Below are 18,455 nucleotides of genomic sequence, written 5' to 3'. Positions count from 1 at the left end.
GTCATATTTTAATAGGACAACGTCATAACTATATAGTGTCCTAATTTACTCTCGCAATGGATGTCATATTCCATGAACTCATAGATCGGAGGGGATCTTTTGGAAAAGGTGGATGTATTTAAAGATATCGCTGAACGTACAGGAGGCGATATATATTTAGGTGTGGTGGGAGCAGTTCGAACAGGGAAATCTACATTTATTAAAAAATTTATGGAGCTGGTGGTCCTGCCTCACATCGAGAACGAGGCAGAAAGAGCTCGCACACAAGATGAACTACCACAAAGTGCAGCTGGGAAAACGATTATGACAACTGAGCCGAAATTCGTACCGAATCAAGCAGTTAATGTTTTGGTAGATGACGGGCTAGAAGTTAACATACGGTTAGTAGATTGTGTAGGATATACGGTGCCTGGGGCTAAAGGGTACGAAGATGAAAACGGACCTCGAATGATCAATACGCCTTGGTATGAAGAACCAATTCCATTTCACGAAGCGGCTGAAATTGGAACGAGAAAGGTAATTCAAGAACACTCAACGATTGGTGTCGTCATTACAACAGATGGCTCAATTGGAGATATACCTCGTCAAGATTACGTCGAAGCAGAAGAGCGCGTCATTAATGAGTTAAAAGAAGTAGGCAAACCATTTATCATGGTTATTAATACCGTACAGCCATATCATCCTGATACAGAAAAGCTTCGTGCAAAGCTTAATGAAAAATATGATATTCCAGTATTAGCGATGAGTGTGGAAAGCATGCGCGATACTGATGTGATGAACGTATTAAGAGAAGCACTCTACGAGTTCCCTGTATTAGAAGTTAACGTTAATCTACCAAGCTGGGTAATGGTTTTAAAAGATAAACATTGGCTGCGTGAAAGCTATCAAGAAGCCGTTAAAGAAACGGTAAAAGATATTAAGAGGCTGAGAGACGTTGAACGGGTAGTAGAGCAATTTAGCCAGTTTGAGTTCATCGATCAGGCTCGATTAGCCGGAATTGAGATGGGGCAGGGAATTGCCGAAATTGACTTATACGCTCCAGATGACTTATACGACCAGATTTTGAAAGAAATCGTGGGAGTAGAAATTCGCGGAAGAGATCATTTGCTGCAGTTAATGCAAGACTTTGTTCATGCAAAAACCGAGTACGATCAAGTCTCTGATGCCCTTCGTATGGTTAAACAAACGGGTTATGGTGTAGCTGCACCTTCGCTTTCGGATATGAGCCTTGATGAGCCTGAAATTATTCGACAAGGATCGCGTTTTGGAGTTCGTTTAAAAGCAGTGGCACCTTCTATACACATGATTAAAGTGGATGTAGAATCAGAATTTGCGCCGATTATCGGAACGGAGAAGCAAAGCGAAGAATTAGTTCGTTATTTGATGCAAGACTTTGAAGATGATCCGCTTTCAATTTGGAATTCAGATATATTTGGCCGCTCTCTAAGTTCAATCGTAAGAGAAGGGATTCAAGGAAAGCTGTCGCTGATGCCTGAAAATGCGCGATATAAGTTAAAAGAAACGCTAGAACGGATTATTAACGAAGGATCCGGAGGTTTAATCGCGATTATTTTATAAGAATATAACGTTAGGCTCCTCATAAAGGAGCCTCTTCTTTTTGGATAGATCATACAAAACTTTACATATATTGTGATAGATCGCGTGGTTATCCTATTCCTGCGTTATTTTCTGCTTGCTATGCCTTGTTCAATATGTTAATCTTTTAACAGAAATCGATCGATCATACTGTTTTCACTACATACATACGGCAGATGAATGAAAAACATTGAATTATTTAGTTCAATCGTTTATGATTAGGCTTGTCGATACATAGGTTATGTATAATATCCATTTGTTTTGTTAAAGAATGAGATATAACGAATTACTAGATTCCTTTTCTAACAAGGTTTTTAGTTATTATATGATCCGATTTTGGGAGGAGGTGAATGGCATGAACAAGACAGAATTAATTAATGCTGTTGCAGAAGCAAGTGAGCTTTCAAAAAAGGATGCTACAAAAGCAGTTGATGCTGTTTTCGATACAATTTTAGAAGCTTTAAAAGCTGAGGACAAAGTTCAACTTATCGGTTTTGGTAACTTCGAAGTACGTGAACGTGCTGCTCGTAAAGGACGCAATCCACAAACTGGCGAAGAAATCGAAATTCCTGCTAGCAAAGTTCCTGCATTCAAACCAGGTAAAGCTCTTAAAGATGCTGTAAAATAATATCTACATAAAATGGCTTTATTCATAGCCGTTGATGAAGAGCTTTGAAAGGTCGCACATTTGCGACCTTTCTTTTTTGCCTTTGGTATATACATATGCTAGAATTTTTTTCATAAAGTCGTAATGCAACGAATTGGAGGGCAACAACATGTCATCTGTAAATAAACCACAGATCGAACAAGCCGTGAGACTAATTTTAGAAGCAATTGGCGAAGATCCAAACCGTGAAGGATTATTAGATACACCAAAGCGAGTAGCTAAAATGTATGAGGAAGTCTTTTCCGGGTTGAATGAAGATCCAAAAGAGCATTTTAAAACAGTTTTTGGAGAAGACCATGAAGAGCTAGTGCTTGTAAAAGATATTCCTTTTTACTCTATGTGTGAACACCACTTAGTGCCTTTTTACGGAAAAGCTCATGTTGCGTATATTCCAAAAGGCGGACGAGTGACCGGTTTAAGTAAGCTGGCAAGAGCGGTAGAAGCTGTTGCGAAACGTCCTCAGCTTCAGGAGAGAATTACATCTACAGTGGCGGATTCTATTGTAGAAACATTAGAGCCGCACGGGGTCATGGTAGTAGTGGAAGCAGAGCACATGTGTATGACCATGCGAGGCATTAAAAAGCCTGGAGCTATGACAATCACTTCTGCTGTACGCGGAGTGTTAGAACACGATGCAAGTTCTAGAGCTGAAGTTTTATCACTGATTAAATCATAATGTGGATGATGAAGGAGAAGAGAATATGACACAAAAAGGAACGCCGGAGTATATTGTCATTAAAGCGGTCGAAGATGGAGTTAACGTAATTGGCTTAACGCGAGGAGCAGATACGCGATTTCATCATTCAGAAAAACTAGATAAAGGCGAAGTAATGATTGCGCAGTTTACTGAGCATACATCCGCAATTAAAATTCGTGGCAAAGCCGTCATTCAGACTGTTCACGGAGAAATTGAATCCGATACGAAAAAATAAGCAGGGATTTTCCTGCTTTTATTTATATTTAAAATAAATGAATAAGAACAGGAAAAACATGGTGAAACTAAAAGCAATATCTTAAATTACTGTCTAAGGAATCCAGATGGTATGTAGATGAACGGTATTCAAGCGGATGAGCAGCTAAATGATTTAAACCGTGAAAAAGCTTCAAAAGAATTTAAAGGATATTTTATAATGTAATTATGTTATAATTGACACTATCGATTTGGAGTTAAAAGAACTTTAAACAAATAGTGATGGAAAGGGAGACAAGGATGATGAGCGTAAAAACCATCTATGATATTGTGGCCAACATGAAAGAACAGCTTCATGTTGAATTAAGTCATCCATATGTAAAAAAATATATTCATCATCCGCGTATTGATGAAAATAGATTACTGTACATGTGTTCGTTCTTAGATACTCTTTCAATGGAAGAAGAAAAAAAGAACAGCTCTGTGCTATCTGTGATGCTCGTTCAAACCGCACTTGATACCCACGATCTAGTCTCCACTCAAAATGTTAGCGGAAATGAAGGAAAGCTGCATGAGCGGCAGCTGGTAGTTTTGGCCGGAGATTATTACAGCGGCCTGTACTATTACTATTTAGCTCAAAGCAACCAGCTGAATTTAATGAAAGTTATAGCATCTGCTATTAAAGAAATTAATATCGCTAAGATACACATTTATAACAATCGCTCTACTAATCCACACGACGTTATGAATAGTTTTTTAGCAGCAGAATCATCGTTTGTAAGATGCTTATGTGACTATTTTGAACGTGAAGAGTGGAAAGAACTTTTAAAACATGCAGCGTATTTGAACGGGATATTAAAGCAATTAAAGTCATTACAGCATAAAGAGCCTACTCTCTTGCTAAACTATTGCAAACAAATTGGTATGAATCAAGAACAAATAAAAGAATACCTTTATTCGTATACTCAACAGTCTGTAAACATTGTTAGAGGATACTTACGAAGTGAATTTGTGATGAATGAGTTTTTAAGAGAGCACTTAGATGAACTTACATCTAGCTTAGAAGTGCTGAAAAATGTCGTAGGAGAAGGATAGAGATATGCAGCAATCAAAAGAACAGCGTGTCCATGGCGTATTTGAAAAAATATATAAAAATTATGATCAAATGAATTCTGTTATTAGTTTTCAGCGTCATAAGGCATGGCGCAAAGATACGATGAAGCGAATGAATGTTCAAAAAGGAACAAAAGCTTTAGATGTTTGTTGCGGAACTGCGGATTGGACGCTAGCTATGGCGGAAGCAGTTGGAGAAACAGGAGAGGCAGTTGGCCTGGATTTTAGTCAGAATATGCTAAAGATTGGTGAAGAGAAAGTAAAAAACTCACCTTTTTCAAATATTACCTTACTACATGGCAATGCAATGGAACTTCCTTTTGAAGATAATTCATTTGACTATGTAACGATTGGATTCGGACTGCGCAACGTGCCCGATTACCTTCAAGTGTTAAAGGAAATGCAGCGCGTCGTGAAACCTGGCGGAAAAGTGGTTTGCCTTGAAACGTCTCAGCCCACGATGATCGGCTACCGACAAATGTACTTGCTTTATTTTAAGTATATTATGCCTGCGCTTGGAAAGATGGTCGCTAAAAGCTATGATGAATATTCATGGCTTCAAGAGTCAGCTAGGGACTTTCCAGGTCAAAAGCAATTGGCTGATATGTTCCGTGAAGCCGGTTTGACAGATGTTGAAGTGAAATCTTACACAGGTGGAGTAGCAGCGATGCATCTAGGGTACAAACGATAAAAGAGAAAAAGCTTGTCCTACAGGTGCAACAGCCTGTAGGATAAGGAGTAAAGAATGAATATATAATGCAAGGTGAGTCCAATGAAACTAAAAATGATGTACGCTTTTTTGAATACGGATATTACCCTTATTGAGAAAGAACTTGAACAAACTGTTCATACCGATGAAACACTTATCACAGATGCTTCTCTTCACCTTTTACAAGCAGGGGGGAAACGAATTCGCCCTGTATTTGTTTTGTTGGCAGCTAAATTTGGGCATTACAACATCGACCAAATCAAACACGTGGCAGTAGCGCTTGAGCTGATTCATATGGCGTCTCTTGTTCATGATGATGTTATTGATGACGCTGATAAGAGACGCGGAAAACCAACAATTAAGGCAAAATGGGACAATCGTATTGCTATGTATACAGGGGATTACATCTTTGCTCGTGCGCTTGAAGTTATGAGTGAGGTTAAAGATGTGGAAGCACATAAAATTTTATCTAATACGATGGTGGAATTAACGCTCGGTGAAATTGAACAGATTAAGGACAAATACAACCTAAACCAAAACTTACGCGTGTATCTGCGTAGAATTAAACGTAAAACGGCACTGCTAATTGCTGCAAGCTGTCAGTTAGGTGCAATTGCAGCGGGAGCCCCTGAAGATATACATAAACGTTTATTTTGGTTTGGATATTACGTGGGAATGTCATTTCAAATTACCGATGACATTTTAGATTTTATCTCATCAGAAGAACAGCTTGGGAAACCAGTTGGCAGCGACTTACTGCAAGGAAATATTACGCTGCCAGTTTTGTATGCCATTGAAAATGCTGAGTTTCGAGATAAAGTAGAACAGCTTTTCGAGAGGGAATATGAGCAAGAGCTGATCAATGAAATTATTTCTGATATTAAATCTTCTAACGCCATTGAACGTTCATTTGAGATGAGCGATCGTTATCTGCAAAAAGCGATGAGCATTTTAGAAGAACTGCCGCCAAACAAGGCGAAAAAAACGCTGCATCAAATTGCGAAGTACATTGGAAAACGGAAATTTTGATTTATTTACTTTCATAAGTTGTAAACTGCTCGAAACAATGTTAATATCTTCATGAGGTGTGATTGCGCTTTCAAAACTTGTTTACATATCATGAACTTCAGGGGTGGAGAGTAAAATGATACAAAAAACGTTTTTAATGGTCAAACCAGATGGGGTACAAAGAAGCATTATTGGTGAGGTTATTTCTCGCTTTGAGAAAAAAGGTTTTCAATTAGTCGGAGCTAAGCTTATGCATATTTCGCAGGAATTAGCTGAAACACACTACGGTGAACATAAAGAGAAAGCTTTTTTCGGTGAGTTAGTGAAATTTATCACATCAGGTCCAGTTTTTGCTATGGTATGGGAAGGTGAAAACGTGATTTCAGTATCACGTCAAATGGTGGGGAAAACTAACCCTCAAGAAGCGCTTCCTGGAACTATTCGAGGTGATTATGGACTGATTGTCGATAAGAATATTATTCACGGCTCAGATTCACCAGAAAGTGCGGAGCGTGAAATCAGCTTATTCTTTGAAAGTGAAGAGCTGACTTTCTATAAAAAAGACGCAGACGCTTGGATTTACTAATTTAGATAGCGCAAGGAGACGAATGAATTTTCATTCGTCTTTTTTATTGTTTTTATAAATAGGTCCTAGGCTATTGATTGCGAATATCTCTCTACATAAACATTTTCACAATGTATTCCGATATATTAGTAAGAAGATAAGCATATATAAAGGTTTTATTTCTTTATATAGCATCAACGTATAGAAATAAGAAAGGAGAGTCAAAAATGATAGATGAATACGACGCGTTTGTGGAGAAAATAAAAATAAAAACAGGCATTGATTTATCACTATATAAGCAGTCTCAAATGCAACGCCGCCTTACCTCCCTATATGAAAAAAAGGGTTTTTCTAGTTTTTTTGAATATTACCGAGCAATGAACAGTAATAACGAACTGCTTGAGGAGTTTTTAGATCGGATGACGATTAACGTGTCAGAGTTTTATCGCAACTATCAGCGGTGGGATATATTGGAGCAAAAAATTTTACCGACTCTTGTAAAAGGAAAAACAGACCTGAAAGTGTGGAGCGCTGCCTGTTCAACAGGGGAAGAGCCATATACACTAGCGATGGTTTTATCAACATTTTTTCCTCTTTCGCGTATTTCTATATTGGCGACTGATTTGGATGAAAAAGTGATCGAAAAAGCAAAAATAGGCTTTTATGATGAACGTTCACTTCAGGAAATGCCTGTTTCGATGAAAAATAAGTACTTTCAACAAAGAGGAACCGGGTACTTATTAGATGAAAAAATCAAAAAAACAGTTGTTTTTCAGAAACATAACTTACTGTCAGACTCTTTTCCAAAAAACGTTGACTTGATTGTTTGTCGAAATGTGCTTATTTATTTTACAGATGAAGCAAAGCATGCTTTATATGAAAAATTTAGCAGATCTTTAGCACCTGGCGGCATCTTATTTGTAGGTAGCACAGAACAGGTTTTTACTCCGCAAAAGTATGGATTTGAAACGGCTGATACGTTTTTTTACAGAAAAGTAAAGACCATTTAATCGAGACAACCAGAAGCGGTTTCTTAAAAGCTGAGGTGAAACTTTTTGTACATTCTTATGTTATAGTATGGTATAGTCATATTTAAAAATGGAAAAATTCTGACGAATAATACATATTAAGCGGAGGTACGATTATGCGATATTTAACAGCAGGAGAATCACATGGTCCACAATTGACTACTATTTTAGAGGGTGTTCCGGCAGGGCTTCCTTTAACAGCCGAAGACATCAATACAGATTTAGCGCGAAGACAAAAAGGTCATGGTCGCGGAAGACGTATGCAAATTGAAAAAGATCAAGCGGAAATTTTAAGCGGTGTCCGCCACGGCTATACGCTAGGATCTCCTATTACGTTAGCGGTAGAAAATAACGACTGGAAACACTGGACAAAAATTATGGGCATCGAGCCAATTTCTGAAGAAGAGTCAGAAGAAGTAAAGCGTAAAATCTCGAGACCAAGACCAGGGCATGCCGATTTAAACGGCGCTATTAAATATGGTCATCGCGATATGAGAAATGTATTAGAACGTTCTTCAGCTCGCGAAACAACTGTAAGGGTAGCAGCAGGTGCTGTGGCTCGTCAAATTCTTGCTCAGTTCGGGATTTCTGTAGCTGGACATGTATTAGAAATTGGCGGCGTACAGGCAAATCCGCCTCAATACAAAAGCTTAGAGGAACTTCAAGAAGTCACTGAAGCTTCCCCAGTAAGATGTTTTGACTCAGCTGTTGAGAAAGACATGATGCAAGCAATCGATGATGCTAAGAAAAACGGCGACTCTATCGGAGGCGTAGTAGAAGTTATTATTGAAGGCGTGCCAGCAGGAGTAGGCAGCTATGTTCATTACGATCGTAAATTAGATGCGAAGATTGCTGCAGCTGTTATGAGCATTAATGCATTTAAAGGCGTTGAGTTTGGGATTGGCTTTGAAGCGGCTCGCAGACCAGGAAGCGAAGTTCATGACGAAATTCTATGGGATGAAAAGAACGGGTATACCCGTAAAACAAACAACTTAGGCGGCTTTGAAGGCGGCATGACAACAGGTATGCCAATTGTAGTACGCGGTGTAATGAAACCTATTCCAACGCTTTACAAGCCGTTAAAAAGTGTTGATATTGAAACAAAAGAAGCCTTCGAGGCAAGCATCGAACGTTCAGACAGCTGCGCTGTGCCGGCGGCAAGCGTTGTCGCAGAAGCCGTTGTAGCTTGGGAATTGGCTGATGCGCTAATCGAACAGTTTGGACAAGACCGAATTGATTTAATTGCTGAAAATATTGAGAAAATGCGTGCACATGCGAGGGAGTTTTAATGTTGCAAATTGATATTCAAACTTTATCCAAAACATATCCTCTTTATTTAGGAAATGGATTAATTGAAAAGCTGCCTTCTATTATCGAGAGTGTAAAACCTAATCTGTCGTCCGTGTTAATCATCACCGATTCAGCCGTAGATTCATATTATGGAGAAGCGGTTGTAAAAGCGATTGAGACGCAGTTTAAAGTGGCTAAATACGTAGTGCCAAGCGGTGAACATGCAAAGTCATTTCAACATTACTACGATTGTCAGACATTTGCGCTCGAGCAGCAGCTTGATCGAAATGCGCTCGTTATTGCTTTTGGCGGAGGGGTAGTAGGCGATTTAGCTGGATTTGTAGCCGCTACTTATATGAGAGGTGTTTCTTTTATTCAAGTGCCAACGACGCTTCTTGCTCACGATAGTGCTGTAGGCGGTAAAGTAGCCATTAATCATGAGCTTGGGAAAAATATGATTGGTGCTTTTTATCAGCCTGAAGCGGTTGTTTATGATATTGATCTTCTTAAAACGCTTCCCGAAAGAGAATGGCGTTCCGGTTTTGCAGAAGTGATTAAACACGCTTTTATTCACGATGAAGCATTTTATAAATGGCTTCAGCAAAATATACAATCGCTGACTGATTTACAAGATGAAAAATTAATTTATGCTATTCAAAGCGGTATTTTAGTCAAAGCATCTGTTGTAAAAGAAGATGAGACAGAAGCTGGCGTTCGCGCCCATCTGAACTTTGGACATACGCTAGGTCATGCGATCGAAGCAGAGTGCGGCTATGGACAAATCAGCCACGGAGAAGGCGTAGCGATTGGTATGCTGTTTGCTATGAAAGTCAGCAATGTTCTTGGAAAAAGTCAGTTCCCTGTGGACGACATTGCGAAATGGTTTGAAAAATTTGGCTACAAGACGTCTGTCCCAAACCATCTTTCAGCTGAAAAACTGCTCGTAAGAATGAAAGCGGACAAGAAGTCTAAATCAAGCAATGTTCACATGGTACTGCTTGAAGGCATAGGCAAGCCTTTTGTTCAGCAAGTAGAAGATGAAGTGATTCTTAAACTGCTGAATGAAGAGCTTAAAGCTTAGTTTCGTCTAAAGCCAAGTAGATAGTAGTTGACAAATGAATTTGAAACGTACTACAATTGGTAACAAGTTAGTTTAGAGATTTTAGTTATGAGAAAACAATAGACAGTTTAGTTGAGATTAGGGTAGACGAGAATGAGACAGTTGAGCAGAGTTTAGTTGAGTGAATTTTACCATTCGTATACCCAAAGGCCCATTTTTGATGTGTCTTTGGGTTTATTTATTATATCCTCTTTTATATAACCTCATCTATTCTCATTCTCCATGAAATGGAGGATTGAAAGATATGACGAACACGTATACTTCTTTTTTAGAAGACTCTACAGAGTATTTAACCATTCCAATTATAAAAAAAATATTTATCGATAGCATGACACCTGTTGATCTTTTTCAACAAGTAAAAGATGAAGCCGTATATTTGCTTGAAAGTAATGATGAATCATCACCATGGTCCAATTATTCTTTTATTGGCTTAAATCCATTTTTGTATGTCGAGGAAGAAAACGGAACCTATCTAGCAAAAAACAAGCAGCTTCAGCCTATGCTGCAAGGAGACAGCTTTAAAGAGGTATTTTGTAAAATTCAGCAAGAGCTGAAAGTGAAAGTACCAGACCTTGCACTTCCTTTTAAAGGAGGAGCAGTAGGGTTTATCAGCTACGACGCAGTATCGCAAATTGAAAAAGTAAACGTACATGCCCAAAATGATTTGAACATGCCTACTTTTCACTTTATCTATTGTCAAACGATGCTTGCGTACAATCATCAAATAAAAGAGCTTATGGTGATTCATTACATTCAGCTTGATGAGCAAGACAAAGAGCAGCAGAAAAAAGAAAAATACGGTGAAGCTTTAGCAGAGATCAATCGATATGTTGAAAGAATAGCGCAGACGGTGAAAGAAAAGCCAATGATGTTTGAAAGCGAGCAGCGCGAAGTTAGCTTTGAAGGCGTGACATCGTCATACCAAAAAGATAAATTTGTGCAAGATGTGGAAAAAATTAAGGAATACATTAAAAGCGGAGATGTTTTTCAAGCCGTATTGTCGCAGAGATTTCAAATTGATACGACCGTAGCTGGATTTGATATTTACAGAGTATTGCGATTAGTTAATCCGTCTCCTTATTTATTTTACGTGAAAGTAAAAGGCGTGGAGCTAATTGGAAGTTCTCCTGAGCGGTTGATTCAAATTGAAAACGGCCATTTAGAAATTCATCCGATTGCAGGAACGAGAAGACGTGGCAGGGATGCAGAAGAAGATGCGCGCTTATACGAAGACTTAATTAACGATGAAAAAGAGCGGGCAGAACACTATATGCTCGTGGACTTAGCAAGAAATGACATCGGCCGAGTTGCACAGTATGGAAGTGTCCAAACACCAGTATTAATGCAGCAGGTTAACTTTTCGCACGTCATGCACTTGATTTCTAAAGTGACAGGGCGCCTTGACGAAAAAGTACATCCCATTGATGCGCTGCTTTCTGCATTTCCAGCGGGTACCGTATCTGGCGCTCCAAAAGTGCGAGCGATGCAAATCTTAAATGAAATTGAACCAGTTGCGCGAAATGTATATGCAGGAACCGTAGCATATCTCGGATTTGATGGAAACATTGATTCGTGCATTGCGATTCGGACCATTCTTTTGAAAGACCAGACCGCTTATATCCAGGCTGGAGCAGGAGTGGTTGCTGACTCAAAACCGGAGCTTGAGTGGAAAGAAACCCGCAATAAAGCCAGCGCTTTAATCAAAACAATTCAATTGGCCCAAGACATCTACGATAAAAAGGAGGATGTATATGTTTAAAGAATTGTTAAAAAAGTGTTTGCGCGGTGAGTCACTTTCAGCGGAAGAAGCAGAAAAAATTATGAATGATATTATGAACGGTAAAGTCCCGGCAGCTCAAATCGCTAGCGTGCTAACCATCTTAACGTACCGAGGAGAAACCGTCGATGAAATTGTCGGTTTTGTCCGAGGTATGAAAAATAATATGAATGCTATTTCTCTAGAAGAATTAAACGTAGTAGATACATGCGGTACCGGAGGAGATGGGGCCTCTACGTTTAATATCTCGACGGCTAGTGCGATTGTGGCATCTGCTACCGGAGTAAAGGTTGCGAAACACGGGAACCGCGCCGTATCTTCTAAAAGCGGAAGTGCCGACGTGTTAGAACATCTGGATATATGGATTCAAGGAAATGAAAAAGAAGTGAAAAATGCGGTGGCTGACCTCAACATGTCCTTTTTGTTTGCGCCGCTTTATCATCCAGCTATGAAGCACGTTGCTGCTACTCGAAAGGAATTAGGATTTAGAACGGTTTTTAATGCATTAGGTCCATTAGCAAACCCTACTAACTGCACAAAGCAAGTAATTGGCGTTTATTCCATTGAGCTTGCACGAAAATTAGCAGAAGCGCTTGTTGTACTTGGAGCTAACCACGTCCTTCTGGTTGCAGGCAGAGACGGTTTGGATGAAATCAGTGCCACTGATGTAACGGACGTTGTAGAAGTACAGGGCAATGTCATTACAGAATATACGCTTGCACCAGAGGATGTACGCTTACAGAGAGGGAAGCTTGAAGACTTAGTGGTAGAAGATGCAAAATCGAGTGCCGAGCTTATTGAATCGCTATTTTTAAATAAAAGCAATGTAACTGCTAAAAACGCAGTCGTGTTGAACTCTGCTGCAGCTATTTACGTTAGCGGAAACGTTTCTACTTTTGAAGAAGGAGTAGCTGTAGCTTTAGAAACAATTGAATCAGGTGCTGCATACACGCAATTACAACGATTGAAATCGAAAAAGGTGGTTGAACATGCTCAATAAAATTATTGAAACAAAAAAAGAAGAAATTCAAAACCTACAGTTACCCGAACAGCAAAATGTTGCAAAACGATCATTTTTAGACGCTTTATCAAATCCGAATCGAGAGCTGGCTCTTATTGCAGAAGTGAAAAAAGCCTCGCCTTCTAAAGGATTAATAAAAGAGAATTTTCAGCCTGTGGAAATTGCTAAAGCCTACGAGAAAGGGAAAGCAGATGCTTTGTCTGTGTTAACAGATCAGCACTATTTTCAAGGACATCGAACGTTTTTAAGTGACATTAAACAGCATGTCTCTATCCCTGTGCTTCGCAAGGATTTCATCATTGATTCCATTCAAGTGGAAGAAAGTGCAAGAATCGGTGCTGATGCTATTTTACTCATTGGAGAAGCACTTGAACCATTAAAATTGCAAGAGCTTTATCTTCAAGCTGCCGAAAAAGAGTTAGATTGTTTAGTAGAAGTGCATTCTCTAGAAACGCTTGAAAAGCTGCTAGCTGTATTTACCCCGAAGATTATTGGAATTAATAATCGAAATCTTCATACGTTTGAAACCAGCTTGCAGCAGACCAAAGAAATCGCTAAACATGTTCCGAAAGATCAGCTGTTAGTGAGTGAAAGCGGCATTTACTTATACGAGGATGTTTCCTACGTAAAAGAAGCGGGAGCAAAAGCTATTTTAGTAGGGGAATCGCTTATGAGACAGGATAATCAAACCAAAGCGATTGAAAAGCTGTTTGGGGAAAGTGAATATGCTTATTAAGTATTGTGGGATTCGCTCAAAACAAGATATAGCTTTAATCGAAAAGTCGGCTGCTACTCACATTGGCTTTATTTTCTACCCAAAAAGTAAACGATATGTAAAGCCTGAACGAGTAAATGAGTTTGTAACGGATGAAATAAAAAAACAAGTCTCACTAGTAGGGGTATTTGTGAATACGCCGGTAGATCAAATACTTGAAATTGCCTTCGTAACAAATTTAGATGTAATTCAGTGCCACGGGCAAGAAACAGCTGCGGAGGTACGTCAGTTAAAGCAGCGTGGATATGAAGTGTGGAAAGCGCTCCCTCACAATAAAGAAACGCTGCAGCAAATGCATGTATATGAAGAAGCTGACGGGTATGTAATTGATAGCAAGGTTAAAGAACAATTTGGAGGAACGGGCGTCGCTTTTGATTGGAGCTTCGTTCCTCAGTATGAATCAGCTGCCCAAAGGTTAGGTAAAAAATGCTTTATTGCTGGAGGAATCAATGCTTGTAACATTGAGAACTTGTTACCCTATAAGCCTGGGGCGATTGATATTTCTGGCGGTATTGAAACAAATGGAACGAAGGACTATACAAAAATTATAGAGATTGAAAGGAAGATCATACTATGACATACAATCATCCTGATGAATTTGGCCGCTTTGGTGAATTTGGCGGAAAATACGTACCTGAAACATTAATGAAACCACTTGAAGAAGTAGAAGCAGCTTTGAATCAAGCAATGAAAGATCCGGCATTTAAAGATGAGTATCTATCTTTACTTGTTAACTACTCTGGGCGACCAACGGCTTTAACATATGCTGATAATATTACCGAAACGCTCGGCGGGGCAAAAATTTATTTAAAACGTGAAGACTTAAATCATACGGGTGCTCACAAAATCAATAATGCCATTGGACAGATTTTACTTGCTAAACGAATGGGCAAAACAAAAATTATTGCTGAAACAGGAGCGGGTCAGCACGGGGTAGCCACAGCTACAGTAGCTGCAAAGTTCGGAATGGAATGCAAAGTATTCATGGGAGAAGAAGATATTGAACGTCAGGCGTTGAACGTTTTTCGCATGAAGCTTCTAGGAGCGGAAGTCATTCCTGCAACTTCTGGAACAAAAACGCTAAAAGATGCAACAAATGAAGCAATTCGCTACTGGGTTCAACACTGTGAAGATCATTTTTACTTAATTGGTTCGGCCATTGGACCGCACCCTTATCCTAAAATGGTTCGAGATTTCCAAAAAATTATTGGAGAAGAAGCAAAAGAACAGTTTACAGCAGTAGAAGGAAAACTTCCGAATGCTGTCGTGGCATGCGTCGGAGGCGGCAGTAATGCAATCGGTATGTTCTATGATTTTATTAAAGAAGAGAATGTACGCTTGATTGGGGTAGAAGCAGGGGGGAAAGGACTAAATACAGCTCTTCATGCTGCTAAAATGGCTAAAGGCACAAAAGGTGTTATCCACGGAACGCTCACGTATTTACTTCAAGATGAAAATGGTCAAATTACAGAGCCTTATTCTATTTCAGCAGGTTTGGATTATCCAGGTATCGGTCCAGAGCATTCTCACCTTTCATCTATTGGACGAGTAGAATATGAAAGTGTAACGGATGATGAGTCAATTGAAGCTCTTCAGCTGCTGGCGAAAACAGAGGGAATCATTCCCGCTATTGAGTCCGCTCATGCGCTGGCAAAAGCATTTGAACTGGCTAAAAGCATGACGAAAGAAGAAACAATTTTAATTTGCTTGTCAGGTCGAGGAGATAAGGACGTTCATACATTAGTAAACTTGCTAGAAGGGAAGGAAGAAGAACATGAATACGTTTGAAGCGAGACTACCTAAACATGAAACATTGTTTATTCCATTTATTACAGCAGGAGATCCTCATGAAGATGCAACGGTGGATATTGCTTTGGCTTTGCAAAAGCAAGGTGCTTCTATTTTAGAGCTGGGCGTACCATATTCCGACCCTTTAGCAGATGGTCCAATTATTCAAGAGGCGTCCAAAAGAGCTTTATCTGGCGGTATGTCTATTTCAAAAGCCATTAAGCTTGTATCGGTGATGAGAAAAAAAGGTGTGAAAATACCGGTAATTCTCTTTACCTATTTTAATCCTGTGTTACAATTAGGTTTAGAATCCTTTTTCGCGTTAATGCGAGAAAATGAAATAGATGGAGTGCTAATTCCGGATTTACCGTACGAAGAGAGTGGCCGTATCCGGGAGCTTGCCGCTGAAAATAAAGTTGCGTACATTTCAATGGTTGCTCCTACATCTAAAGAGCGTATTCAAAAAATCGCTGCAGATGCAACGGGCTTCTTATACTGCGTGTCGTCTTTAGGCGTTACTGGGGTTCGCTCTACGTTGCCAGCTGATATTGGCACCTTTTTAGAAGATGTAAAAGCAGCAGCTTCTATACCGGTTGCCGTCGGCTTTGGAATTTCAACAAGTGAACAAGTAGAGGTGTTAAAAGAACATAGCGACGGCATTGTAATTGGAAGTGCAATTGTTAATAAAATTGGCCAGCTTGAACAAGTTCTTTTAAATAAGGATACACGCCGAGACGGATTAAATCAAATTGAGGAGTATGTTGCATCCATCGTTTCGCCTATACAAAAATGCGAGGTGTAACACGTTGAAGGTAAAAGAACAATTACTAACTTTATCTCCATATAAACCAGGTAAGCCAATTGAAGAAGTAAAGCGTGAATTTAATTTAGATCGCGTCGTAAAATTAGCGTCTAATGAAAATCCTTACGGCAGTTCTGCTTTAGTAAAAGAGGCGATTGCTACAGAAATCGAAAATATGGCGCTTTATCCAGACGGCTATGCAGCTGAACTGCGTGCAGCAGTAGCAAAGCACGTAGGCGTAGAGCAAGATCAGCTGATTTTTGGAAATGGGTCTGATGAAGTCATTCAAATTATTTGCCGAGCTTTGCTATCGGCTGATACAAATACTGTCATGCCGACGCCGTCATTTCCTCAATATAAGCACAATGCCGTAATTGAAGGTGCAGAAATCCGTGAAGTACCGCTGCGCGGCGGAGATCATGATTTAGATGCTATGCTTCGTGCAATTGATGAAAATACGACAATTGTGTGGGTATGCAGCCCTAATAACCCAACGGGAACGTATGTGAAGGGCGATGAGTTAATTTCTTTTATGAAACAAGTTCCTAAGCATACATTAATCGTTATGGATGAAGCCTATTTTGAGTATGCAGCAGATCAAGCCGACTATCCGAATACGGTAGAGTTTTTGAATGAATACGAAAACTTAATTGTACTTCGCACATTTTCAAAAGCATACGGCCTAGCTTCTTTGCGCATTGGTTACGGTATTGCAAACGAATCATTGCTACAAAAAATTGAGCCGGCTCGTGAACCTTTTAATACAAGCCGCATGGCTCAAAAAGCAGCAATCGTTGCTCTTGAAGACCAAGCGTTCATTGAAGAGTGTAAAAAGAAAAATGAAGAAGGCTTGCAGCAATATTATGCTTTCTGTGATAAGAACGGCTTAAACTATTATCCTTCTTTCACTAACTTTGTTCTAATTGATTTTGGCCGTCAAGGCGATGAAGTGTTCCAATTTTTATTGCAGCGCGGATTTATCGTCCGTTCAGGGAATGCATTAGGCTTCCCAACTTCCGTTCGTATTACGGTGGGAACGAAAGAACAAAATGAACAAATCATTGAATTGCTTCAGCAGTTTGTTAGTCAAGAAGCGGCGAAAGCTTAATACCCAATATAGTAAAAGATGAGAGTGTGATTTCACACTCTCATCTTCATATGTACAATGAGGTGAAGGAAAGTGACAGAAAATGTTTTTGTTATAGGCCTGGGGTTAATTGGAGGATCGCTGGCGCTTAATATAAAAAAGACGCATCATCATCTTGATGTAATAGGTTTTGACATTAATCAAGAGCAGCTGGAGCTTGCCAAAACCCTAGGTGTAATTGACCAAGCGGCTTCTTCTTTGCAACAAGGCGCTGAGCAAGCGGATTATATTGTTATTGCTATTCCGGTTACTCAAGCAGCGGAAGTGCTAAAACAGTTAGAACGTTTTACGCTCAAACAGTCTGTTATCGTCACAGACGTAGGAAGTACAAAAGAAGAGGTAGTGAAGACAGCGGAAGCTCTTATTGCTAAAGGCATTGAGTTTATCGGCGGCCACCCAATGGCTGGGTCTCATAAAAGCGGAGTAGCTGCTTCTAAAGCTCATTTGTTTGAAAATGCCATGTATGTATTAACACCTTCATCTTCTACTTCTTCGGAGGCTTTGGACAGTTTAAAGGAATTGCTAAGTGGTACAAAAGCTAAAATTATTGTGATGTCACCAAAAGAACATGATAAATTAGCGGGTGTCATCAGCCATTTTCCTCATATTATTGCTGCAAGCCTTGTTCATCAAGCAGAATATTACCAACAAGACAACCAGCTAGTTTCGCAGCTTGCAGCTGGAGGGTTTCGCGATATTACACGTATTGCTTCAAGCAGTCCAGCGATGTGGAGAGATATTTTGCTTCATAATCAGGATGCGCTTCTTTCAATGTTTGACCACTGGCTTGAAGAAATGAACGACGTGCGAAATATGATCGAACGAAAAGACGCGAACGATATCTATACATATTTTTCACAAGCAAAACAATTTAGAGATCAGCTTCCTGTACGAACCAAAGGAGCGATTCCATCCTTTTATGATCTCTATGTGGATGTTCCTGACTATCCGGGGATTATTTCAGAAGTAACGGGTTATTTAGCAGAAGATGAAATCAGTATTACAAACATTCGAATTTTAGAAACACGAGAAGACATATACGGAGTATTACGTTTGAGCTTTCAAACAGAGGAAGATAGAAAGCGGGCAAGAGCGTGTCTCCATCAGCATCAATATCAGACGTTTATTTCTTAATGTAT

19 protein-coding genes are annotated in these 18,455 nt (G+C 39.5%); all 19 read left to right on the top strand.

Annotation, left to right across the window (positions count from 1 at the left end; genetic code table 11):
- Positions 1 to 99: 99 nt before the first annotated feature.
- The 19 genes from spoIVA to LJC66_RS21915 all read left to right on the top strand — a co-directional run bounded on the left by spoIVA (position 100) and on the right by LJC66_RS21915 (position 18,450).
- Positions 100 to 1,578, top strand: coding sequence for a stage IV sporulation protein A (gene spoIVA, locus LJC66_RS22005; protein WP_013059017.1), 1,479 nt, complete (start codon positions 100 to 102; stop codon positions 1,576 to 1,578).
- Between the two features lie 373 nt (positions 1,579 to 1,951).
- Positions 1,952 to 2,224, top strand: coding sequence for an HU family DNA-binding protein (locus LJC66_RS22000; RefSeq protein ID WP_013059016.1), 273 nt, complete (start codon positions 1,952 to 1,954; stop codon positions 2,222 to 2,224).
- A 148-nt stretch (positions 2,225 to 2,372) separates the two neighbouring features.
- Positions 2,373 to 2,939 carry a GTP cyclohydrolase I FolE gene (folE, locus tag LJC66_RS21995; RefSeq protein WP_013059015.1) on the top strand — a complete coding sequence of 189 codons (567 nt, stop codon included), beginning with the start codon at positions 2,373 to 2,375 and terminating at the stop codon, positions 2,937 to 2,939.
- Between the two features lie 25 nt (positions 2,940 to 2,964).
- Entirely contained in the window at positions 2,965 to 3,195 is a 231-nt protein-coding gene (gene mtrB / locus LJC66_RS21990) for a trp RNA-binding attenuation protein MtrB (protein WP_013059014.1), read from the top strand.
- Between the two features lie 278 nt (positions 3,196 to 3,473).
- The gene (locus LJC66_RS21985) at positions 3,474 to 4,268 is read left to right on the top strand and encodes a heptaprenyl diphosphate synthase component 1 (RefSeq protein ID WP_014458346.1); all 795 of its coding nucleotides are present in this window, start codon (positions 3,474 to 3,476) and stop codon (positions 4,266 to 4,268) included.
- A 4-nt stretch (positions 4,269 to 4,272) separates the two neighbouring features.
- Positions 4,273 to 4,977, top strand: a complete 705-nt coding sequence (locus LJC66_RS21980) for a demethylmenaquinone methyltransferase (protein ID WP_013059012.1) — start codon at positions 4,273 to 4,275, stop codon at positions 4,975 to 4,977.
- Between the two features lie 81 nt (positions 4,978 to 5,058).
- The gene (gene hepT, locus LJC66_RS21975) at positions 5,059 to 6,024 is read left to right on the top strand and encodes a heptaprenyl diphosphate synthase component II (protein WP_013084891.1); all 966 of its coding nucleotides are present in this window, start codon (positions 5,059 to 5,061) and stop codon (positions 6,022 to 6,024) included.
- 115 nt (positions 6,025 to 6,139) lie between these two features.
- On the top strand, positions 6,140 to 6,589 hold the full coding sequence (gene ndk, locus LJC66_RS21970; RefSeq protein WP_028410739.1) for a nucleoside-diphosphate kinase: 450 nt from the start codon (positions 6,140 to 6,142) through the stop codon (positions 6,587 to 6,589).
- Positions 6,590 to 6,795: 206 nt separating this feature from the next.
- Positions 6,796 to 7,578 carry a CheR family methyltransferase gene (locus tag LJC66_RS21965; protein ID WP_230933533.1) on the top strand — a complete coding sequence of 261 codons (783 nt, stop codon included), beginning with the start codon at positions 6,796 to 6,798 and terminating at the stop codon, positions 7,576 to 7,578.
- Between the two features lie 134 nt (positions 7,579 to 7,712).
- A complete protein-coding gene (gene aroC, locus LJC66_RS21960; RefSeq protein WP_013059008.1) occupies positions 7,713 to 8,885 on the top strand; it encodes a chorismate synthase in 1,173 nt (390 codons plus the stop codon).
- Entirely contained in the window at positions 8,885 to 9,967 is a 1,083-nt protein-coding gene (aroB, locus tag LJC66_RS21955; RefSeq protein WP_230933532.1) for a 3-dehydroquinate synthase, read from the top strand. Before aroC ends, aroB begins: the two co-directional genes overlap by 1 nt.
- A 283-nt stretch (positions 9,968 to 10,250) precedes the next feature.
- Positions 10,251 to 11,765, top strand: a complete 1,515-nt coding sequence (gene trpE / locus LJC66_RS21950) for an anthranilate synthase component I (RefSeq protein ID WP_230933531.1) — start codon at positions 10,251 to 10,253, stop codon at positions 11,763 to 11,765.
- Positions 11,758 to 12,783 (top strand): anthranilate phosphoribosyltransferase, encoded by a 1,026-nt coding sequence (trpD, locus tag LJC66_RS21945; RefSeq protein WP_230933530.1) that lies wholly within the window; start codon positions 11,758 to 11,760, stop codon positions 12,781 to 12,783. The genes trpE and trpD overlap by 8 nt, the downstream gene beginning before the upstream one ends.
- The gene (gene trpC, locus LJC66_RS21940) at positions 12,773 to 13,540 is read left to right on the top strand and encodes an indole-3-glycerol phosphate synthase TrpC (protein ID WP_014458352.1); all 768 of its coding nucleotides are present in this window, start codon (positions 12,773 to 12,775) and stop codon (positions 13,538 to 13,540) included. Before trpD ends, trpC begins: the two co-directional genes overlap by 11 nt.
- Complete coding sequence (locus LJC66_RS21935) at positions 13,530 to 14,156, top strand: phosphoribosylanthranilate isomerase (RefSeq protein ID WP_014458353.1); 627 nt, start codon at positions 13,530 to 13,532, stop codon at positions 14,154 to 14,156. The genes trpC and LJC66_RS21935 overlap by 11 nt, the downstream gene beginning before the upstream one ends.
- Entirely contained in the window at positions 14,153 to 15,367 is a 1,215-nt protein-coding gene (gene trpB / locus LJC66_RS21930) for a tryptophan synthase subunit beta (RefSeq protein WP_013059002.1), read from the top strand. The genes LJC66_RS21935 and trpB overlap by 4 nt, the downstream gene beginning before the upstream one ends.
- Entirely contained in the window at positions 15,354 to 16,169 is an 816-nt protein-coding gene (gene trpA, locus LJC66_RS21925; RefSeq protein WP_042991910.1) for a tryptophan synthase subunit alpha, read from the top strand. The genes trpB and trpA overlap by 14 nt, the downstream gene beginning before the upstream one ends.
- Before the next feature lie 4 nt (positions 16,170 to 16,173).
- Complete coding sequence (gene hisC, locus LJC66_RS21920) at positions 16,174 to 17,277, top strand: histidinol-phosphate transaminase (protein WP_230933529.1); 1,104 nt, start codon at positions 16,174 to 16,176, stop codon at positions 17,275 to 17,277.
- A 72-nt stretch (positions 17,278 to 17,349) separates the two neighbouring features.
- The gene (locus LJC66_RS21915) at positions 17,350 to 18,450 is read left to right on the top strand and encodes a prephenate dehydrogenase (protein ID WP_195695952.1); all 1,101 of its coding nucleotides are present in this window, start codon (positions 17,350 to 17,352) and stop codon (positions 18,448 to 18,450) included.
- Positions 18,451 to 18,455 lie beyond the last annotated feature (5 nt).

Origin of the sequence: Priestia sp. TSO9 (genome assembly GCF_021029645.1) — a bacterium.
GTDB classification, from domain to species: Bacteria; Bacillota; Bacilli; order Bacillales; family Bacillaceae_H; genus Priestia; species Priestia megaterium_E.
Note: the sequence above shows the minus strand (reverse complement) of the source record. Positions and strands in the feature narration are given on the sequence as shown.